Origin of the sequence: Kribbella sp. CA-245084 (assembly GCF_050942355.1) — a bacterium.
In the GTDB taxonomy this organism is placed as follows: Bacteria; Actinomycetota; Actinomycetes; order Propionibacteriales; family Kribbellaceae; genus Kribbella.
Window position 1 is genome coordinate 2,720,821 of the sequence record NZ_CP192053.1, and the last position, 19,519, is coordinate 2,740,339.

Genomic DNA, 19,519 nt, shown 5'->3' on the forward strand with positions numbered 1-19,519 from the left:
TGACGCCGGTCACGTCACCACCATCCGCGCCATCCTCCACCCCGACAAACTCACCTACCTCCGGGGGCAACTAGGTTGAGGGAATGTATGAGGACCTGCCTGCGGAGCTGACCACCGAGCGACTCCACCTGCGGCGGTGGCGGCCGTCCGATGCCGCGGACTATCGCAGCCTGTGGACCGAACGGGACGTCCGTGCGGTCCATCGGATCGATGCCGAGGGGCGCCCGACGGTCGAGGAGATCCGCGGGTGGTTGAGCGAGAATCCGCTGGCCGCCGCGCCGGGGCTCGGTTTGTTGCCGATCGAGGTGCGGGCGACGGGGGAGTTCATCGGGTACTGCGGGTTGGCGGTCGGGCAGGGGACCTTCGACGAACCGGAGATCGCGTACGAGTTGGCGGCGCGCGCTCACGGGCACGGATACGCCACCGAGGCGGCGCACGCGGTGGTCGAGGCGGCCCGGGCTACTGGTCGGCGGCGGCTGTGGGCGACCGTGCGGGAGTGGAACGCGGCGTCGTTCCGTGTGCTCGAGAAGGTGGGATTCGAGCGGAGCGGTCGGGTTACCGAGGATGCTGAGCGGGGCGCGTTGGTCTGGATGAGGCGGGACCTGGATCAGCCGTTGGCGTAGAGGCAGAAGGGGTGACCAGCCGGGTCCAGTAGGACTCGGACCTCGTCCTGGGGTTGGAACTCGGCGAGTGTGGCGCCGAGCTCCACGGCGTGCTGGACTGCGGAGTCGAGGTCGCCGACTTCGATGTCGAGGTGCATCATCATCTGCTGTTCGCCCTCGGCCGCCGGCCAGACCGGGCGGGCCCAGGGCGCGGACGTCTGTGCCTGGAACGCCAGGTACGTCTCAGAGTTGCCGGGGACCGCGAGCGTGAACTCGTCGGGCTCGTTCTTGTGGATCTCCCAGCCGAGCACCGCGTGGTAGAACATGCCGAGCGCCTGCGGGTCCGGCGCGTCGATCACCGTCCCGAACCAGTGTCCCTTCTCCGAACGTCCTCGCAGCATGTGCAGTACCTCTCCTCGGTCTCCTCGGTCGCAGCTTGCCCGACACTAGACCCGTGAACCGACAGAACGATCTCGCCGCCGAGGGGGAGCCGGAGAAGGAGTTCAACCCCGGCATCGCCGCCCGCCTACCCCGCAAGACGGCAGCCGGCGGCGCCCTCATCCGCGACCGCGCAGGCCGCATCCTCTTCCTCGAACCCACCTACAAACCCACCCTCGACATCCCCGGCGGCATCGTCGAGCACGACGAATCGCCGTACGACGCCTGCCGCCGCGAAGTCAAAGAAGAAATCGGCCTCGACCTCCCAATAGGCCGCCTCCTGGTAGTCGACTGGGTCCCCGCCCTAGGCCCCTGGACCGACGCCCTCAACTTCGTCTTCGACGGCGGCATCCTCGACGAAGTCCCCCTAACCCTCGACCCCACCGAGGCCAAAGCCCACCACTACCTAACCCTCGAAGAAGCCACCCCCCACCTCCGCCCCTCCATGACCCGCCGCCTATCCCTAGCCCAACACTCCCTAACCACAGGCATCCCCATGTACTCCGACTTCGGCCGTGCCCTCAGCTGATGGCGCTGGTGAGTAGGGCGGTGTAGTCGCCGGCATCCGCGGCGCGCAGCGCGTCGAGGTAGTAGCGGCGAGCTTCACTGGCAGGTACTCCGGAACGACTGCCCCAACTCAGGTGGTCGGCTCCGAGTCCGAGGGAGTCTGCGAGCGCACCGGCCGCGAGGCGTGCGTGCCGGCCGTTGCCGTTCACGAACGGATGAATGAACACGAGCCGATGGTGGAAGCGAACGCAGATCTCCGACGACCCAAACGTTTCCTGCTCGATCCAGAACGCCGCATCGCCCAGCAGCACCTGCAATTCTTCCTGGATTCGCGAGGGTTGAACGCCGATGGTGGTGTCGCGCTGCCGCAGTTTGCCCGCCCAGGTCCACACCTCACTGAACATCTGACGGTGCAGTTCCCGTAGGAAGGTCTGGTGAAGCAGGTCGCCGGGCTCGAGGACCTGGTCGCCGAGCCAGAGCAGTCCGTCGGCGATGTTCGACGCCTCGGCATCGTTCAACTCGTCCCGGGTACGGATCCAGGCGTAGTCGTCGTTCAGGTACTGCGCGTCGTCCGCATCGACCGGCGTCTGACCGTCTTCTGAGCCGCCGAGTCCCGTCACGCGGCGGAGCGTGCGACGCGGTGCGCGACGATCTTGCGCAGTACCTTCCGGAAGCCTTCATCGGTGAGCGGCTGCGCCTCCAGGGCCATCGTCCAGGCGACCTTCTGTGCCTTGGAGATGTCTGCCTGAGTGGGCTGCTCGTCCTTCGCCAGCAGGCTGAAGTCAAGCACCTGCAGCACACTCAGGACCTTGTCCGCCTCCAGCCGACGAGCGCCATGCTCCAGCCGGCCGAGCCATTCACGTGAGACGCCGGCCTGCGCTGCGAGCTTGGCCTGCGACAGCCCGAGTCGGCGGCGCTCGACACGAACGGCTGCACCGAGGTCAGCCATCTGTCCGATCATGGTGAGAGCCCTTCGATGTGACGGTACTGTCACAGCCTATCTCACCACACCCGCACCTAGTCTCCATCAACCAAAACACTAGCCATGTACATAGTAGCCATGTACTGTATTCGGCATGAGTGAGGCGACTCCGGGGCATTTGGTTTGGCGGCTTTCTATGAAGTGGCGGGTGGCGGTCGATCGGGGGTTGGCTCATAGGGGGTTGACTCATGCGCAGTATGTGATGTTGGCGTCGTTGTATGGGCTGGAGCGGGATGGGCGGGTGCCCAGTCAGCGGGAGTTGGCTGATCACACGGGGCTGGAGGCGTTGTACGTCTCCAAGCTGGCTCGCAGTCTTGATGCTGACGGGCTGATGCAGCGGACCCGGGATGCCAAGGACACCCGCACCATGCGGCTCGAGCTGACTGCCAAGGGGCGCGAGACCATCGAGCCCGCCATCGCGGAAGTCGCCGCCCTGCTGGACAAACTGCTGGCGCCGCTCGGAGGACGTCGCGGCGCGCGGACGAAGAGCTTCGTGCGCGATCTCACCGAACTTCTCGACACTCCACTGTGAGGAACAGTCATGCCTGATATCGATCTGCTCGACTCCACAATCCACTACGAAGACACCGGCAGCGGTACGCCGATCGTCTTCCTGCACGGCAATCCCGCGTCGTCGTACGTCTGGCGCAACATCACCCCGCTCGTCGGCGAAGGGCGCCGGCTCGCGCCCGACCTGATCGGGATGGGTGGCTCCGGCAAGCCCGACCTCGAGTACAAGTTCGCCGACCATGCCCGCTATCTCGACGCCTGGTTCGACGCGCTCGAGCTCGACGACGTGATCCTGGTCGGCCACGACTGGGGCGGTGCGCTCGCGTTCGACTGGGCCGCGCGCCATCCCGAGCGCGTGAAGGGGATCGCGTTCTTCGAGAGCATCGTGAAGCCGATGGCCTGGGAGGACCTCTCGCCACAGGCCGCGGAACGCTCCCGCCTGATCCGTACGACGGGCCCTGGCGAAGACCTGGTCCTCGAGCAGAACCTCTTCGTTCGCCAAGCCTTCACCGGCGGCGTACTCACGCCCGTCCCCGACGACGACCTGCAGACCTACCTCGCGCCGTACCCGACGCCCGAGACCCGCAAGCCCATCCTCGCCTGGGCGCGCCAGATCCCGCTCGGCGGCGACCCGGCCGAGCTGGTCGCCAGGATCGAGGCGTACGACGCGTGGCTCGCCGCGAGCGTCGGCGTACCGAAGTTGCTGCTCACGTTCGAAGGCTCGCCGACGCTGCTCATCGACGAGGCCTACAAGAACTGGTGCGAGACCAACGTCGCCGCGCTCGACATCGTGCACGTGGGCAAGGCCGGCCACCACGCCGCGGAGGATCGCCCGGAGGAGATCGGGACCGAGATCTCCAGCTGGATCGACAAGCGAGGTCTGCGCTAACCGGAGAGCATCTCTCCACTTCGTGCTACGCTAATAACCGGAGAGCAGATCTCCGTTAAGCATGAAGGTGGAGAAGATGGCTGAGACGGTGCTGGTGACGGGCGGGACCGGGTACGTCGGCGGCTGGGCGATCGTCGCGCTGATCGAGCGCGGGTACGACGTCCGTACGACGGTCCGGAGCCTGGCGAAGGCGGATGCGGTGCGCGCTGCGGTGGGCTCGGCCGTTGAGCCCGGGGCCGTCGACGGGCCGGGGGAGCGGCTGACGTTCGCCGTCGCCGACCTGCTCGACGACGACGGGTGGGATGCGGCGATGGCAGGCGTCGACTACGTGCTGCACGTCGCGTCCCCGCTCGGCGACGAGACCTCCAAGGACCCCGACGCCCTGATCGTCCCGGCCCGCGACGGCGCCCTGCGCGTACTCAAAGCCGCAACCAGAGCCGAAGTCAAACGAGTAGTGATGACCTCCGCCGCCAACGCAGCCAGCCCGGCGTCGTACGCCGAGGACGGCATCACGGACGAGACGCTGTGGACTGTCGATGATCCCAAGCTGCCCGCCTACAGACGCTCGAAAACCCTTGCAGAAAAGGCAGTCTGGGACTTCATGGCGTCGTACGACGGCCCGACCGAACTCACCACGGTCCTGCCCGGCGCCGTCCTGGGACCGATCCTCAGCGCGGACAACGTCGGTACGACGCGGATCATCCAGCGGATGCTGTCCGGCAAGATGCCGGGCGCGCCAAAGATCGGCCTCGAGGTCGTCGACGTACGCGACCTGGTCGACCTCCACATCCGAGCCATGCTGTCGCCCGAAGCCGCCGGCGAACGCTTCCTCGGCACCGGCGAGTTCGTCTGGATCCGACAGATTGCGGCAGCGCTCAAGGCAGAACTCGGCGATAGCGCCAAGTCCGTTCCAACCCGCGAGCTCCCCAACTTCGTCGTACGGCTTGCGTCGCTCACCGACCCGTCGCTGCGGGCGCTGACGATCTCGCTCGGCCGGCGCAATCGGCACAGTACGGCCAAGGCGGAGAACATCCTCGGCTGGAAGCCACGCCCGGCCGCGCAGACGGTGGTCGAGTGCGCCGAGAGCCTCATCGCCCACGGAGCGGCCCGTGACAGGATGGCTGGATGACCGAGCCCACGCGCCCCGCTCGGCGGGACTCAGTTCGCAATCGCGAGCGCTTGGTCACGGCGGCGCGGGAAGTCTTTGCCGAGCATGGCTTCGGCGCAACGCTCGATGACATCGCGCGGCAGGCCGGCCTCGGCACGGGTACGGCGTACCGGCACTTCCCGAACAAGCACGCGATCGCCGCCGAGGTCCTTCGGGAGGCGACCGAGCAGATCGTCGTCGATGCCGATGAGGCGTTGAGCGTCGACGACCCGTGGGACGGACTCGTCCAGTTCTTCGAACGCACCGCCGCCCGACAGGCCGCCGACCGCGGACTGTACGAAACCCTCACCGGCCAAGGCGATGACGACGAGCAGGCCCGCATCTGGCCGCGGATCGTTGCCTCGGTCACCGAACTCTTCAACCGCGCCCAAAGCGCCGGCGTGATCCGCGAAGACGCCGCTCCGCAAGACGTTGCCGCGATCTTCGCGATGCTCGGCCCGGCGTTCGCGATGAGCCGGGCCATCGACCCCGATCTGTGGCGCCGCTACCTGGCCCTGATGCTCGACGCCCTGAAACCAACCGACAGCCGGCTCCCGATAGGCCCACCACCGGCCGAGGCCCTCGACGCCATCCTGCGCAGCAGCAAGAACTGACGTCGAGGGCCAAACAGCTAAGAGAACTTCAGCCGGACGATCACATTGTCGATCGTGCTCGGAGTTCCACCGTTCTTGTCGTCGTTCGTCGACGTCAGCCACAGCCCGCCGTCCGGCGTACGCGTGACACTACGCAGGCGTCCCCACCGACCGGAGAACACGGCCTGCGGCGTCCCGACACCGTTGCCTGCGGCATTGATCTTCGTGACCCAGAGCTGCTCGCCGGTGACGCCGGCGATGTAGATCCAGTCGTTGACGATCTCGATACCGCTCGGCCCGGCCTGCGACGTCGACCAGGTCCGCTTCGGCGCGATGTACCCGGAGCAGTCGCCGATCGTGCCCTCGCACGCCGGCCAGCCGTAGTTCCCGCCCTTCTGGATCAGGTTGAGCTCGTCCTGGCTGTTCTCACCGAACTCGGCGGCCCACAGTTGGCCGCGCGAGTCCCACGCCAGGCCCTGCGGGTTGCGGTGACCCCAACTCCAGACGTACCGGGCGTTGCCGCCAGTGCTGTAGAACGGGTTGTCGCTCGGCGGCGTACCGTCCGGGTTCATTCGTAGGATCTTGCCGTTGAGCGAGTTCTTGTTCTGCGCGTTGCCTGAGTTCTTCGCGTCGCCGACGGTCGCGTACAGCTTCCCGTCCGGACCGAAGGCGATCCGCCCGCCGTTGTGGTACCGGTTCTTGGCGAGACCCGTCAGCACCGGCGACGAGGTCGTGGCCAGCTTGCCGTCCTCGTACTTCATCCGCACGATCCGGTTGTCGCCGGAAGCCGTGTGGTAGAAGTACACCCAGTGGTCGGTCGCGAAGTTCGGCGACAGCGCGACACCGAGCAGGCCGCCTTCACCGCTGGTCGTCACCACTCCCGGCACCTTCCCGAGCGTCGTCTTCTGACCGGACGCCGTCACCCGCAGTACTTCGAACCGGTCCCGCTCCGTCACGAGCGCAGACCCGTCCGGCAGGAACGCCACGCTCCAACCGAGATCGACCTTCGCGATGTCCTTGTCGTACGCCGGAATCCCGCCGGCGCCACCGGTCGACGTACGAACCGTGACGGCGTTGCTCGCGGCGGATGCGTTGCCGTCAGGGTCACGCGCTTTGACGGTGAACGTGTACTCCGTGTTCGCGGTCAACCCGGTGACCGTCGTGGTGAGTGAGCCGGTCGTCGCGACCTTCGCCGAGCCCTGGTACACGTCGTACCCGGCGATGCTGCCGCTGTTGTCGGTCGATGCATTCCACGTCAGTGAGACGCTGTTCGCGGAGACGCCGGTCGAGTGCAGGTTGCCGGGCACGCTCGGCGGCGTCGTATCGCCGCTGCCCGGCGTGGTGAACGTGACCACATTGCTCTGCTGTGAAGCGTTGCCCGCAGCATCGAACGCGCCGACCGAGATGTCGTACGCCGTGTTCGCCGTCAATGTGTCGACCGTCGCCGAGAGAGTGTTGCCGTCGACAACCTTCAGGACGTTGCCGCCCCGGTTGATCTCGTACCGGACGACGCCGACGTTGTCGGTTGCGGCACTCCAGTGGAACGTCGCGGCGTTCGACTTGAGGTCGCTGACGGTCAGGTTGCCGGGTGCCGACGGTGGCGTGGTGTCGTCGGTGGTGGGCGTGACGGTCAGCTTGTCGGCGTTCGGTCCGCCGTCGGCGCTGGTCGCGCGGGCGCGGATCTTGTTCGTGCCGGCGGTGAGTTGGAGACGAACGGTCTTCGTGTTCCAGGTCGTCCACGCACCTGTGCCCGGGAACGTGATGCCGACAGCGCCGGGCTGTCCGTTGACGGTGAAGTCCATCGGCCGGATGGCCGCCGTACCGTTCGCGTAGCGAAGCGTCACGTCAGCCGGCCCGGCCGGAGCCGTCACCGTCCACTCGACGTAACTGCCAACGAGATTGTCGTAATTGACGAAGCCGCTGCCGGTGTACCCGGCATGGTTGGACTCGACCACACCTTGCGAGATGGTCGCGTCCTCGGCCTGGTAGTCGGTCGACGCCGCGGTGGCGGAGGGTGCTGCGCTGAGCCCGAGCGTGGCGACGGCCAGCGCGGTGACAGCCCAGATCAAGCGGGGTCTCATGAGGTCTCCTGGATTTCCGGGGCGGAGGAGTTGCAGGGGACTAACTATTAGGAAAGCTTCCTAACGATAATCCGATCTGTCAACAGCACGGATCCGCAGGCCATCACAATGCCGCCGCCCCCGTCACGGCGAGCGTGGCGGGGGCGGCGGACTTTGATTGTGATGGCCTGCAGATCCGGATCCGTCAGACGACGGCGAGCACCGCCGGACGGTACAACGTCAGACCCGAGGTCTCGTCGACGACGGCGACGCGGACGGACTCCGGGGTGGTGTCACCGTGCGGTACGGCGAACACCGCGGTCGCTCGGCGGCCGTCGTACCTGGCGACATAGCTCAGGTAGCGCCAGTCGTCGTCGTCCCAGTAGTCGTGGATGTCGGACCGCAGCATCCCGTCGACCGCGCGGTACGCCGGGCTGAGCAGGACGCGCCGCTGGGTTGCGGCGAGTGGTGCGGTGCTGGACGCGGTACCGGCGTACGGATGGCTGAGCCTGATCCGGAATCGGCGGATCGGGAGCAGCCAGTAGCGATCGAGCTCCGCGGACAGCATCACGAACGCTGCTGCCTCGACCACGAGCACGGCCAGCGCCGGACCTGCCGACCACCAGCCGACCGTGGTCGTCGTCGCGACCACCGCAGTTGCCAGTAGCAACAAGGCACGGGCGATCGCCCGATAACCAACGGGTTTCGCCGACTTCCCTGCACATCCACAGGACGCCTCGGGCACGACGACCTTCGAGTAGACGAGGAAGACGATGAAGCCGGCAGCCAACGCGGCAGCGGCGACTGCCTCGATCGCCCAGGAAGGCGGTGCAAGTAAGGCGAGGGCGATGAAGGCTTCGAGTGCGGCTACGGCCACGTAGGCAGGTTTGGCGCGTGAATCGCCTACCAGGCGGGGGAGTGCGGTGCGGTCCGCCTGCTCTGGGGCCCTGAACTTGCTATAGGACGACCAGAGTAGGAGCAGGCCGATCAGAAGCGGCTGGGCGGCCGCTACGTGTTCGGTACCCATGTCAGTTCGACGTGTAGATCGTCGCGATGTCGATCTCGTTGGTGCCCGGACGCCAGGCTCCGATCACCTGGGCGTGCCGGCCGACCTTGAGCATCGACAGGTCCGAGACGGCCGGCGTGCCGTTGTACACGGCTGCCGTCGTACCGGGCTGGACGTGTCCGACGACCTTCTGCCCGTGATGGTCGAACTGCACGCCGGAGCGGGCGATCGACGTGATCGCGACGGTCAGGTTGACGATGTTGACCCAGACCGCCTCGGCGGCGAGTACTCCGTCCGCGAGCAGCACGCCACGCGCGTACAGGCCGTCGCCGATCATGGCCTGATCGATCGTGGTCGGGCGGAGCTTCCAGACGCTGGTCACACCGGTCAACTGGATCCGGTGCATGCGGCCGTCGGATCCCTGTACCTGCAGGAGATCCTGGTTCCGGCCGGTGATCAGGCCTTCGGCGAAGTTCGGGTCCGGCTGGCCGGCATCCGCGAATTGGGAGCCGGCGGCGAACGCGGTCTCCGGGGCGAGTGAACCCAAGGCGGTGGCGGCGACCAGGCCGGTCGCGCCGAGGGCTGCGCGGGAAAGCAGGGAACGACGGTCCATCGTGGTAGTCATCTCGGCTCTCCTCTCACGCCACGTCGATCGATACGGGGGACAGGCCGCTGTTCAGGCTGAGGCCGAGCGCGCTGAACGCGGCCGGCGTGAAGTCGATGACCCGGTTCGAGGCACAGTTCCCGCCGCAGCAGGTCCGTTCGCCGCAGAACAGGTCCGTCTGCGGACCGCAGTCCGCGATCGACGTGACCACCCGCTTGCCTGTGCACAGGCTGGTGGTCGCGTGCCTGAAACCGCAGGTGCGCCGGGACATCGAGGTGATCCCGCAGGTGTCCGGATGGGTGATGGCGTAGCACGAGTCCGAGGTGTTCGGCCAAGCGTGCTGCATGCTTCCCGAGTTGCATGTCCCGCAGGCGCCGTGCCCGGCGCTTCCACAGGGACCCCATGCGTTCCCACAACAGAACCATGAGGCTTCGGCAGTGATTCCGGCCATGACAAATTCCTCCTAGGCCTAGGGGCGGTAAGACCTAACAGGAACTGTTTGTACTCCGTTCCGGCGGAACCTCCCATAGCTCAGCGCGGAAATGGAAACTTTTTGCCTACTGTTCGTGCGTGCTCAGCGTTTGACCGCGCAGCAGGAACCACGCCGCGACCGCCGTTGCCAGCAGGACCGCAGCGCCGACCCCCGCCGCGGTCGCGACCCCGCTCGCGAAGGACTGGCGGGCCGCGTCCAGCAGTGCGGCACCGGCCTCGGGTGGCAGCTGCGCCGCGACCTCCACGGCCCCACCGAGTGACTCGTGCGCCGCATCCGGCGTACCGACTGGGCTCGGGAAGCCGCGGTAGATGCCGATGACGATCGAGCCGAGCACCGCGATACCGAGCGCCGCGCCGAGCTCGTACGCCGTCTCGGACACCGCACTCGCTGCACCGGCCTGCTCCTTCGGCACTGCGGTGAGGATCACGTCAGCCGTCACGGTGAACGACAATCCAGCTCCTGCCCCGACCACGAGCAACGCCGCACCGAGCAATGGATACCCGGTCGTTTGGCTGATCGTGGTGAGCGCGGCCAGCGCCAAACCGATCGCAGCCAGGCCGCCGGCGACAACCGCACGTACGGAGAACCGCCGTGCAACGCGACCCGCCAGCAGACCGGCGACAACCGCCCCGATCGCGGCCGGAAGCTCGGCGAGTCCGGCCTCGATCGGTGGGAGACCCTGCACCAGTTGGAGGTACTGCGAGAGGAAGAAGATCAACCCGGACAGCCCGAGAATCGTGAGCAGATCGGCCAGGACCGCGCTGCTGAATCCACGGCTGCGGAACAAGCGCAGATCCAGCAACGGGATCGGCAGGCGACGCTGACGTCGTACGAATCCGTAGAGCCCGGCCACGCCGATGATCAACGCCGCAACGGCAATCCAGCCGAAGCCGTGTGCCGCGAACTCCTTGATCGCGTAGACGACACCGATCATGCCGACCATCGACAGGACGACGCTGACCAGATCCCACGGACCCGGCTCGGGGTTCCGCGACTCCGGCAGCAGCTTGGCGCCGACGGCGACGAGCACAGCCATCACCGGCAGGTTGATCAGGAAGACCGAACCCCACCAGAAGTTCTCCAGCAGTACGCCGCCGACGATCGGACCGACCGCCATGCCGGCAGATGCGGCCGCGCCCCAGATGCCGATGGCGAGGCTGCGTTCGCGCGGGTCGTGGAACAGGTTGCGGATCAACGCGAGCGTGGCCGGCATCAGCGTCGCGCCGGCGACACCGAGCAGCGCCCGGGCCGCGATCATCAGCTCGGCCGAGTTCGCGTACGCGTTGAGGACCGAGATCGCGCCGAACGCCGTCGCGCCGATCAGCAGGATCCGCTTGCGGCCGATCCGGTCGCCGAGGCTGCCCATCGAGACCAGCAGCCCGGCGAGGACGAACGAGTACGCATCGCCGATCCACAGCAGCTGCGTGCCCGACGGCTGTAGATCCTCGGTGAGGAAGGGAGTTGCCAGGCCGAGGACCGTCGCGTCGACCGCGACGAGCAGCACGGCCAGCACGAGTACGCCGAGTGCCAGCCAGCGCCCCGGCCGGGTGACCTGCTGCTTCATTTCGTTCTCCGTACTGCGCCACCGAGTAGCAACTCGGTGACGTTCGAGGTGAAATCCTTGGAGGCGACCCGGCCCTCGTAGACCGTCCACGCCGCGGAGACCAGCAATCCGTAGAGGGCCTCGCTCAACCAGACCGGGCTGAGGTCGATCCGGAACTCGCCGGCCTCCTGACCGCGCCGGAACAGCGCGACCATCCGGGCGTCCAGGCGGGCCCAGCCCTCGTTCTGCCCGTCGCCTTCGAAGAGCTGGTTCTCGGAGTACAGGAACGCGAGCAGGCCTGCGGCCGGCTCCAGCGCTCGCACCAGCCGGCGTACTGCGTCGGAGGCCGGACCGTCGTCGACGCCGGCCCTCTCCAGCGCGCGCTCGCACTCGGCGAGCCCGAGTTCCTCGAGTGCGCGCACCAGTGCGTCCCGACCGGCGAACTGCCGGTTCAGCGTCGCGCGACTGATCCCGGCCGCCCGCGCGACCTCGTCCATCGTCGCCCCGGACTTCCGCACCAGCAGTCCCGCGGCATCCCGCAGTACTCGCTCCCGATCGACAGCCATGAGACAAGAATAACCCATTTGAGACATTCTTGTCTCACCCCTAACCTCCCTCCCTTCTTTCCTTCCTTCCCGTCTCTGGCATTGGAGTCAGTATCCGGTATACGATCGTGGCGAGCGGGACGGGTGTGGCCGGGAATAAATCAGGACCGGATACACTTCTACCGTTTGTGGAGGGGAGTATTCCGCCACGGCAGTGTCGTCATCACGGGAGGCCTCGCGGCCGAACCGGTGCTGCCGGCCCAGGGTCACCTGGGTGGAAGAGACCTCCGGACCGAGCTAGCGGTATGCCCACGTCCGGAGGTTCGTTATGGTCTCTGTCATGCCACCCGTTGTCTGGGTGCTCACGATCATCGGGTTGCTCGCGATCGTCGCGTTCGACCTGATCGTGATCGCGCGCCGCAACCACACCGTGACGATCAAGGACGCGACCCGGTGGGTGCTGTTCTACGTCGGCCTCGCGGGACTCTTCGCGCTCGGTCTGTTCCTGTTCAGTCCGGGGCAGACCGGCAGCGAGTTCGTCGCCGGCTATATCACGGAGTACAGCCTCAGCGTCGACAACCTGTTCGTGTTCGTGATCATCATGGCGCGCTTCGCCGTACCGAGCCTGGCGCAGGACAAGGTGCTGTACATCGGCATCGTGGTCTCGATGCTGCTGCGGGCGATCTTCATCCTGGCCGGCGCGGCGGCGATCTCGGCGGCGAGCTGGGTGTTCTACATCTTCGGCGCGTTCCTGGTCTATACCGCGGTCCGGCTGGCGCTCGAGGGTGAGAACGACGAGACCGACTTCCAGGAGAACGCCGTACTGCGGGGGATGCGCAGGATCCTCCCGATCTCGCACGACTACGACGGCGACAAGCTGACCACCCGCATCGACGGCCGCCGGCTGGTGACGCCGCTGGTGATCGTGATCGCCGCGATCGGGATGGCGAACGTGATCTTCGCGCTCGACTCGATCCCGGCGATCTTCGGGCTCACCCAGGACGCGTACATCGTGCTGACCGCCAACGCGTTCGCGCTGATGGGTCTGCGCCAGCTGTACTTCCTGATCGGCGGTCTGCTCGAGCGGATCATCTACCTGAACGTCGGCCTGTCGGTGATCCTCGCGTTCATCGGCGTCAAGCTGATCATCGAGGCGCTGCACGGCTCGCACATCGACGACATCGGCGCGATCCACCTACCGCATATCGGCATCCTGACGTCACTCGGCTTCATCATCGCCACGTTGTTCGTCACCACGGTCGCCAGCCTGGTCAAATCGTCGTACGACAACCGCCGGGAAGCGATCCGCGTCAAGATCGACGACTGACCTCCTCCGCAGGGGTACGGCGTACGTCCTTGAGGCGCAGGTACAACACGGGGATCGGCGTCCAGATCAGTCCGGACGCCAGCAACGCGCCGCGCAATGACGAGCGGCCCAAGGCACCCAGCGGCGGGCCGCCGACGACCTGGCCGATCGCGTTCGCCTGGGAGACCATCGAGATCACCGTCGCGCGCGACTTCGAGTCGACGTGGCGGTTCAGCCAGGCGGATTCGATCGGGTAGGCGAGGGTGCCGGCGACCGTGTTCAGCCACATGGCGGCGAGCGCGAGCCAGAGGTTCCCGAGCAGGGCGAAGGAGCAGATGCCGACGACCTGCAGCGTCGCCAGCGTCGCGAGGATGCCGGTCGGGTGTGCGGCGGACAGCCGGTCGGGGGAGAGCCGGTTGAGTACGAGGGACGTGAACAGCGACAACAGCGTCCCGACGAGTGCGAGCACCGTGAACCAGAACGCTGGGTCCGACGTACCGAAGACCGTTGGGAAGGTGAAGTTCAGGATCTTCACCGACCACAGCCGGTCGAACGCCTCGCTGGCCAGACCGGAGATCAGGCTGATGATCACCAGCGTGCGTACGACGGGACGCCGCCGGGCCGCATCGAGGCCGCTCTTGAACGTCTCGGCCATCTGCCGGAACGTGTCGCGCTCGTCCTTCGGAGTCCGGTGGAAGTTCTGTTCGCGCATGAAGACGCCGAGCATCAGCGCGAGCAGGATCATCCCGCCGCCGGAGATCGCCATCGGCAACGGGAGGCTGATGAGACCGAGTGCGCCGGCGCTGACGATTCCGGCGATCCTGCCGCCGAGCTCGAACTGCTGCGCCCGGACGAAGACCGGAGCGGCGCGCTCGGTGCCGATCTCGTCGGTGATCCAGGCCTGGTCGGCGCCCGAGGTGAACGTGAAGCCGACGCCCCAGAGCACCTGTGCGGCGAGGATCGCGAGGAACGCCGGCACCAGGCCCTGGAGCAGGAAGCCGGCGCCGATCAGCACGAAGCCGATGATGATCGAGAGCCGGCGGCTGTAGAGGTCGGCGACGATGCCGGTCGGGACCTCGAACAGGAAGCAGGCGAGCTCGAGCGTGGTCCCGACCAGGACCATCTGCAGCGGGTTCAGGCCGGCGTCGCGGACGTAGTACACCGCGCTGAGAGTGAAGGACAGCGCGGCGAGGAACGACCAGGCCGCGTTGTAGACGTAGTACGTCCTAACAGGGTCCGCAGACCGGTAGACAGACATGGCGAAATGCTCCCGAAAGCGTGTGCGGGCATGGCGAAGCGCGACCGGCGGTCAAGCGCTTGACGTGACGCACGACGGGGGCCCGGATCGGGCCGCGGAGGTGCGCTTTCAGGAGCGGGATTGCATGTCGCTCAGGGTAGAGGAGACCCGGCGCGTCCGCCTCCGAATTTGCCGACCACAGGCGGTGATCCGGGGTACTATCGTTGTGCCTGGCCCGGCCGTTCCCCCGTGATGGTCGGGTCAGGTTTTTGCCGCATTGCGTAAGTAGATTCTTACGCGTAAGGTCTGGCTTACGCGATTGAAGGAGTGCTGTGGCGATCGAGGTCGGCGCGGTCCTGACCGCCCTGGCCGATGCGTCCCGGCGGCGGATCGTGACGCGGCTGGCGCAGGGTCCGGCGACGACCGGGCAGCTGGCCGAGCTGTTCCCGATCAGCCGGCCCGCGGTGTCGCAGCACCTCAAGATCCTGCAGACGGCCGACGTCGTGCGAACCACTCTGGTCGGTCGGCACCGTTGGCACGAACTGAACCCCGACGCACTCCACGCCCTCGCACACTGGGCCGTCGACGTGGCCGCCCGTCACGACAAGGCGCCGCCGCTGCGCCGCACCCCTGGAGATGGATCATGAGCCAGCCGGTCAGCTACGTCGAGTTCAACAGCCCTGATCTCGAGGCCACGAACACGTTCCTGAGCGACGTCTTCGGCTGGCAGTTCCAGCCCTTCGCCGCCCCCGACTACCTGGTCGCCCCACACGGCACGTCGCCCGGCGTAGACACCGGCCTCATGCCGTCCCGCGACGGCCAACCCCGCACGATCCCAGTCATCCGCGTGCCCGACCTCGACACCGCCCTCGAATGCGTCCGCACCCACGGCGGCACCATCGCAGTACCCCCCTTCACCATCCCCGACGTAGGCCGCGGCGCCTACATCCTCGACCCCACCGGCCTCCTCCTCGGCCTCCACACCTACGACGCCTGAAGCCTCCTTCGTCGGACGCGGTTCGGCGAGGCGATGGTCGGTCGGCGGCTGGGCAAGTTCAGGTCTTGACATAAGGGTCGGGGGGCGGGTTGACTGCTATATAGTTAACCGAAGAAATAAATTGTGGATCGGTCCGGTGTCGGTGGCTCAGAGCGACTCCGGGCTTGATCGGTGTGTGCCCGGATCCGATGGCTGGCCATCGGATCATTCGGCGTTTGCCGTCCGGTAGTTGCTAGAGGCAACACTGAGGACGCCTTGTTTACAAGGGATGCGGGCGCATCGGTCACCGTCCGGTATCGACCGGGCCGGGAACTCTTCCGCTCCGGAGGGGTTGTGTGTCATCCTCCGGGATAGCGAAACCCGAGATCCTATCGGATATCGGTTCCACTCCAGCGCGTGAGGGAAAGGATGCGGAGTGAGCGCAACCTTCGAGGTGAAACCGGCGCCGGCGCCAGCGGCGTCGCGGGCAGGTGAGACGACTGCCCGGAAGCCACCGCGAACGTCCCGCCGGACCCAGGCCGGGCGGAGCCTGCGGCGGCATTGGCAGCTCTACCTGCTGATCGTCGTACCGCTCGCGTACTTCGTCATCTTCAAGTACATCCCGATCGCCAACGCGGTGATCGCGTTCAAGGACTACAGCCCGGTCAAGGGCCCGTGGGGCAGCGACTGGGTCGGGTTCAAGAACTTCGAGCTGTTCTTCCAGAACCCGGTGTTCTGGACCCTGGTGAAGAACACCTTCCTGCTGTCTGTGTACACGGTGCTCGCCAGCTTCCCGATCCCGATCATCCTGGCGATCGCGCTGAACGAGATCCGGAACGGCCGGTTCAAGAAGACCGTCCAGCTGGTCACCTACGCGCCGTACTTCATCTCCACCGTCGTCGTGGTCTCGATGACGATCCTGGTGCTGTCGCCGCGGCTCGGTTTCGTGAACGACGCGATCGGGCTGTTCGGCGTACCGTCGGTCGACTTCCTTGGGAACCCCAACTACTTCCGTCACATCTACGTCTGGTCCGACGTCTGGCAGACCACCGGGTATTCCGCGGTGATCTACCTGGCCGCACTGTCCGGTATTGACCCGGCGCTGCACGAGTCGGCGCGGATCGACGGCGCCAGCCGGCTGCAGCGGATCCGGCATGTCGACCTGCCGGGGATCATGCCGACCGCGGTGATCATCCTGGTGCTCGGCGTCGGCAACATCATGTCGATCGGGTTCGAGAAGGCGTTCCTGCTGCAGAACCCGCTGAACACCTCGCAGTCCGAGATCATCGCCACCTACGTCTACAAGACCGGTCTGCTGAACGCGGACTTCAGCATGGCGACCGCTATCGGGCTCTTCAACTCGGTGATCAACCTCTTCCTCCTGCTCGGCGTGAACTTCGTCGCCAAGCGCATCACCGGAAACGGACTCTGGTCATGAGCATCACCTTGCAAGGCTTCCGGCGTACGGCGGAGAAGCGGCCGGACACCTCGAAGCGCACCGCGATCGAGGAGACGCGGACCGACAAGATCTTCCTGGCCGGCGTGAAGATCATGCTCTGGCTGGCACTGATCGTCGTCGCGGTCCCGCTGATCTACATCGTCGCGAACTCGTTCAGCAGCCCGTCGGCGGTGAGCGCCGGGCGGGTGCTGTTCTGGCCGATCGAGCCCAGCATCCGTGCGTACAAAGAGGCCTTCAGCGATCCGCTGATCATGAAGGGCTACCTGAACTCGTTCATCTACGCGATCGGCGGGACCCTGATCAGCGTCACGCTGACGATCGCGATCGCGTACCCGCTGTCCCGCCGGACGTTCTTCGGCCGCAACGTGATCATGAGCGTGCTGATCTTCACGATGCTGTTCTCCGGCGGCCTGATCCCGACGTACCTGGTGGTCCAGGACCTCGGGATGCTGAACACCCGCTGGGCGATGGTGATCCCGAGCGCGATCGGGGTCTGGCAGGTGATCATCGCCCGGACGTTCTTCCGGTCGACGATCCCGGACGAGCTGTACGAGGCGGCCACCATCGACGGCGCCAGCGACCTGCGGTTCCTGTGGTCGATCGTGCTGCCGCTGTCGAAGCCGGTGATCGCGGTGATCGCGCTGATGTACGCGATCTTCCAGTGGAACAGCTACTTCGACGCCCTGATCTACCTCAAGGACCCCGGTCTGTACCCGCTGCAGATCGTGCTCCGCAACGTGCTGATCCTGAACACCCTCACCGGATCCACCACCACGACGAACCTGGCCCAGCAGCTCGAACAGCAGCAGCTGGCCAACGTCCTCAAGTACGCGCTCATCGTCATCTCGAGCCTGCCCGTACTGATCATCTACCCGTTCGTCGCCCGCCACTTCACCAAGGGCGTAATGGTCGGCGCGGTCAAGGGCTGAAATCGGCCCACTTCAGAGAGGAACACAGCAATGCGCTCATCCGTGAGCAAGGTCGTCGCGCTGGCGGCCGCCGGTGCGCTCGCCCTGGCGGCGTGCAGCTCGGACAAATCGTCCAAGGGAGCGGCGAACGAGACCTCGGCCGACGGCAAGGTCATCATCGACACGTTCACGCCGTCTGACTCCAGCACCAACCTGACCACCAACGCGGTCACCAAGATCATGAGCGACAAGTTCAAGATCCAGTTCCGGTGGCAGACCACGACGTACGACGCCGGGCCGGCCAAGGAGAAGCGGCAGATCGCGCTGGCCAGCGGCGATTACCCGGACTTGTTCTTCCTGATCCCGTGGGTCGACGCGTTCACCCAGGCCGAGGTGCTCAAGCTCGGCCAGCAGGGCGTTGCGCAGCCTCTCGAGGGCCTGATCAAGGACAACGCGCCGAACATCCAGAAGGTGCTCGACACCAACAAGGAATACAAGGAGATGGCGACCGCGCCCGACGGTCACATCTACGCGCTGCCGCAGTGGGCCGACTGCTTCCACTGCACCTACCCGGACAAGCTGTGGATCAACAGCACCTGGCTGAAGAAGCTCGGCCTGCAGGTGCCGAAGACCACCGATGATCTGCGCAACGTGCTCGAGGCGTTCAAGACCAAGGACCCGAACGGCAACGGCAAGGCCGACGAGATCCCGATGACCACCGACGTCCAGGACAGCAGCCTGATCGCGTACCTGATGAACGCGTTCGCCTACGACCCGGTCGGCGCGAACAACGGCGTACGGTCGCTGCTCACGCTGAACGGCGACAAGGTCGTCACGCCGGTCGCCTCGGACCAGTGGAAGGAAGGCCTGAAGTACATCCACGGCCTCTACAAGGACGGCCTGATCGACCAGGCCGCGTTCACCCAGAACGCGCAGGCGCTGCAGGCGCAGGGCAACGACCCGAAGGCGGTCAAGCTCGGATCGGTGCCGGTGCTGTGGCCGGGCATCTTCGTCCAGCTCGACTCGAAGGACGGCCGCGACAAGCAGTACGACTCGGTACCGCCGCTGACCGGTCCGGAGGGCAAGAGCTACACCGGGTACAACCACCCGACCTCGACCGGCTACACGTTCATGCTGACCAACAAGGCCAGCAAGGAGGCCCAGGTCGCGGCGATCAAGATGCTCGACTGGATCTACAGCGACGAGGGTCAGATGATCACCAACATGGGCCCGGAGGGTGTCGGCTGGACCAAGCCGGCCGCCGGTGACATCGCGCTCGACGCGAGCACCAAGCCGCTGTACAAGCCGACGCAGAACGCGCCGAAGAACATCAACTGGGGCGCGCTCGGCCAGTACAACAACACGTTGGCCTTCCGGAACGCGCAGGTCGTGCCGAAGGACATCTACTCGGGCGCCGGCCTCGAGCGGCGACTGTGGGAGGCGACCAAGCAGTACGAGGGACATGTCGACAAGGCGCAGTGGTTCCCGCAGGCGTTCATGTGGCCGGACCCCAGCCTGAGCGGCGAGATCGCCACGCTGCAGACCAACCTGAACACCTACGTGAACCAGAACCAGCTGGCCTTCATCACCGGTTCGAAGAACATCGACACCGACTGGGACGCGTACGTGAAGGGTCTCGAGAGCACCGGCATGCCGCGGTACCTGGAGATCAACCAGCAGGCGTACGACAAGTACAAGTCCGGGAGCAAGTAAC

At 66.2% G+C, this 19,519-nt stretch carries 22 protein-coding genes; 12 read left to right on the forward strand and 10 right to left on the reverse strand.

Translation table 11 applies throughout. The features are described from left to right. Positions 1-83: 83 nt before the first annotated feature. Positions 84-623, forward strand: a complete 540-nt coding sequence (locus ACQPYH_RS13235) for a GNAT family N-acetyltransferase (protein WP_432890657.1) — start codon at positions 84-86, stop codon at positions 621-623. On the opposite strand, the gene ACQPYH_RS13240 is transcribed toward ACQPYH_RS13235, so the two are convergent. After that, positions 608-1,003: a VOC family protein gene (locus ACQPYH_RS13240; RefSeq protein ID WP_432890660.1), complete on the reverse strand. Its 396-nt coding sequence runs from the start codon at positions 1,001-1,003 to the stop codon at positions 608-610. The two genes, ACQPYH_RS13235 and ACQPYH_RS13240, sit on opposite strands and share 16 nt — an antisense overlap. A 53-nt stretch (positions 1,004-1,056) precedes the next feature. Here ACQPYH_RS13240 and ACQPYH_RS13245 point away from each other — a divergent pair, with 53 nt between their 5' ends. After that, the gene (locus ACQPYH_RS13245; protein WP_432890663.1) at positions 1,057-1,569 is read left to right on the forward strand and encodes an NUDIX domain-containing protein; all 513 of its coding nucleotides are present in this window, start codon (positions 1,057-1,059) and stop codon (positions 1,567-1,569) included. On the opposite strand, the gene ACQPYH_RS13250 is transcribed toward ACQPYH_RS13245, so the two are convergent. Next, on the reverse strand, positions 1,562-2,167 hold the full coding sequence (locus tag ACQPYH_RS13250) for a mobile mystery protein B (protein ID WP_432890666.1): 606 nt from the start codon (positions 2,165-2,167) through the stop codon (positions 1,562-1,564). The two genes, ACQPYH_RS13245 and ACQPYH_RS13250, sit on opposite strands and share 8 nt — an antisense overlap. Further along, positions 2,164-2,496, reverse strand: a complete 333-nt coding sequence (locus ACQPYH_RS13255) for a helix-turn-helix domain-containing protein (RefSeq protein ID WP_432890669.1) — start codon at positions 2,494-2,496, stop codon at positions 2,164-2,166. The genes ACQPYH_RS13250 and ACQPYH_RS13255 overlap by 4 nt, the downstream gene beginning before the upstream one ends. 127 nt (positions 2,497-2,623) lie before the next feature. Here ACQPYH_RS13255 and ACQPYH_RS13260 point away from each other — a divergent pair, with 127 nt between their 5' ends. The 4 genes from ACQPYH_RS13260 (at position 2,624) to ACQPYH_RS13275 (ending at position 5,689) form a co-directional block, all read left to right on the forward strand. Continuing rightward, positions 2,624-3,061 carry a MarR family winged helix-turn-helix transcriptional regulator gene (locus ACQPYH_RS13260; RefSeq protein ID WP_432890671.1) on the forward strand — a complete coding sequence of 146 codons (438 nt, stop codon included), beginning with the start codon at positions 2,624-2,626 and terminating at the stop codon, positions 3,059-3,061. Between the two features lie 9 nt (positions 3,062-3,070). Continuing rightward, a complete protein-coding gene (locus ACQPYH_RS13265; RefSeq protein WP_432890674.1) occupies positions 3,071-3,928 on the forward strand; it encodes a haloalkane dehalogenase in 858 nt (285 codons plus the stop codon). A 76-nt stretch (positions 3,929-4,004) separates the two neighbouring features. Further along, complete coding sequence (locus ACQPYH_RS13270) at positions 4,005-5,057, forward strand: NAD-dependent epimerase/dehydratase family protein (RefSeq protein WP_432890676.1); 1,053 nt, start codon at positions 4,005-4,007, stop codon at positions 5,055-5,057. Then, positions 5,054-5,689 (forward strand): TetR/AcrR family transcriptional regulator, encoded by a 636-nt coding sequence (locus tag ACQPYH_RS13275; RefSeq protein ID WP_432890679.1) that lies wholly within the window; start codon positions 5,054-5,056, stop codon positions 5,687-5,689. The genes ACQPYH_RS13270 and ACQPYH_RS13275 overlap by 4 nt, the downstream gene beginning before the upstream one ends. A 17-nt stretch (positions 5,690-5,706) precedes the next feature. On the opposite strand, the gene ACQPYH_RS13280 is transcribed toward ACQPYH_RS13275, so the two are convergent. The 6 genes from ACQPYH_RS13280 to ACQPYH_RS13305 form a co-directional block, all read right to left on the reverse strand. Then, entirely contained in the window at positions 5,707-7,749 is a 2,043-nt protein-coding gene (locus tag ACQPYH_RS13280) for a PQQ-dependent sugar dehydrogenase (RefSeq protein ID WP_432890682.1), read from the reverse strand. Between the two features lie 184 nt (positions 7,750-7,933). Next, positions 7,934-8,755 (reverse strand): MauE/DoxX family redox-associated membrane protein, encoded by an 822-nt coding sequence (locus tag ACQPYH_RS13285; protein WP_432890684.1) that lies wholly within the window; start codon positions 8,753-8,755, stop codon positions 7,934-7,936. 1 nt (position 8,756) lies between these two features. Then, positions 8,757-9,359: a cell wall protein gene (locus ACQPYH_RS13290; RefSeq protein ID WP_432890686.1), complete on the reverse strand. Its 603-nt coding sequence runs from the start codon at positions 9,357-9,359 to the stop codon at positions 8,757-8,759. A 13-nt stretch (positions 9,360-9,372) separates the two neighbouring features. Then, entirely contained in the window at positions 9,373-9,684 is a 312-nt protein-coding gene (locus ACQPYH_RS13295) for a hypothetical protein (RefSeq protein ID WP_432890689.1), read from the reverse strand. Positions 9,685-9,895: 211 nt separating this feature from the next. Continuing rightward, entirely contained in the window at positions 9,896-11,395 is a 1,500-nt protein-coding gene (locus ACQPYH_RS13300; protein ID WP_432890691.1) for an MFS transporter, read from the reverse strand. Beyond that, positions 11,392-11,940, reverse strand: a complete 549-nt coding sequence (locus ACQPYH_RS13305; RefSeq protein ID WP_432890694.1) for a TetR/AcrR family transcriptional regulator — start codon at positions 11,938-11,940, stop codon at positions 11,392-11,394. Before ACQPYH_RS13305 ends, ACQPYH_RS13300 begins: the two co-directional genes overlap by 4 nt. A 319-nt stretch (positions 11,941-12,259) precedes the next feature. On the opposite strand from ACQPYH_RS13305, the gene ACQPYH_RS13310 reads away from it, so the two are divergent. Then, the gene (locus ACQPYH_RS13310; RefSeq protein WP_432890697.1) at positions 12,260-13,246 is read left to right on the forward strand and encodes a TerC/Alx family metal homeostasis membrane protein; all 987 of its coding nucleotides are present in this window, start codon (positions 12,260-12,262) and stop codon (positions 13,244-13,246) included. On the opposite strand, the gene ACQPYH_RS13315 is transcribed toward ACQPYH_RS13310, so the two are convergent. Further along, a complete protein-coding gene (locus ACQPYH_RS13315; RefSeq protein WP_432890699.1) occupies positions 13,230-14,483 on the reverse strand; it encodes an MFS transporter in 1,254 nt (417 codons plus the stop codon). The two genes, ACQPYH_RS13310 and ACQPYH_RS13315, sit on opposite strands and share 17 nt — an antisense overlap. A 311-nt stretch (positions 14,484-14,794) precedes the next feature. Between ACQPYH_RS13315 and ACQPYH_RS13320 the strand changes: the two genes are divergently transcribed. The 5 genes from ACQPYH_RS13320 to ACQPYH_RS13340 all read left to right on the forward strand — a co-directional run bounded on the left by ACQPYH_RS13320 (position 14,795) and on the right by ACQPYH_RS13340 (position 19,518). Beyond that, positions 14,795-15,109 carry an ArsR/SmtB family transcription factor gene (locus ACQPYH_RS13320; protein WP_432890701.1) on the forward strand — a complete coding sequence of 105 codons (315 nt, stop codon included), beginning with the start codon at positions 14,795-14,797 and terminating at the stop codon, positions 15,107-15,109. Then, entirely contained in the window at positions 15,106-15,459 is a 354-nt protein-coding gene (locus ACQPYH_RS13325; protein ID WP_432890704.1) for a VOC family protein, read from the forward strand. Before ACQPYH_RS13320 ends, ACQPYH_RS13325 begins: the two co-directional genes overlap by 4 nt. A gap of 415 nt (positions 15,460-15,874) precedes the next feature. Then, positions 15,875-16,876 carry an ABC transporter permease gene (locus ACQPYH_RS13330; protein ID WP_432890706.1) on the forward strand — a complete coding sequence of 334 codons (1,002 nt, stop codon included), beginning with the start codon at positions 15,875-15,877 and terminating at the stop codon, positions 16,874-16,876. Next, a complete protein-coding gene (locus ACQPYH_RS13335; RefSeq protein WP_432890709.1) occupies positions 16,873-17,826 on the forward strand; it encodes a carbohydrate ABC transporter permease in 954 nt (317 codons plus the stop codon). Before ACQPYH_RS13330 ends, ACQPYH_RS13335 begins: the two co-directional genes overlap by 4 nt. Before the next feature lie 30 nt (positions 17,827-17,856). Then, the gene (locus tag ACQPYH_RS13340; RefSeq protein WP_432890713.1) at positions 17,857-19,518 is read left to right on the forward strand and encodes an ABC transporter substrate-binding protein; all 1,662 of its coding nucleotides are present in this window, start codon (positions 17,857-17,859) and stop codon (positions 19,516-19,518) included. Position 19,519: the final 1 nt, after the last annotated feature.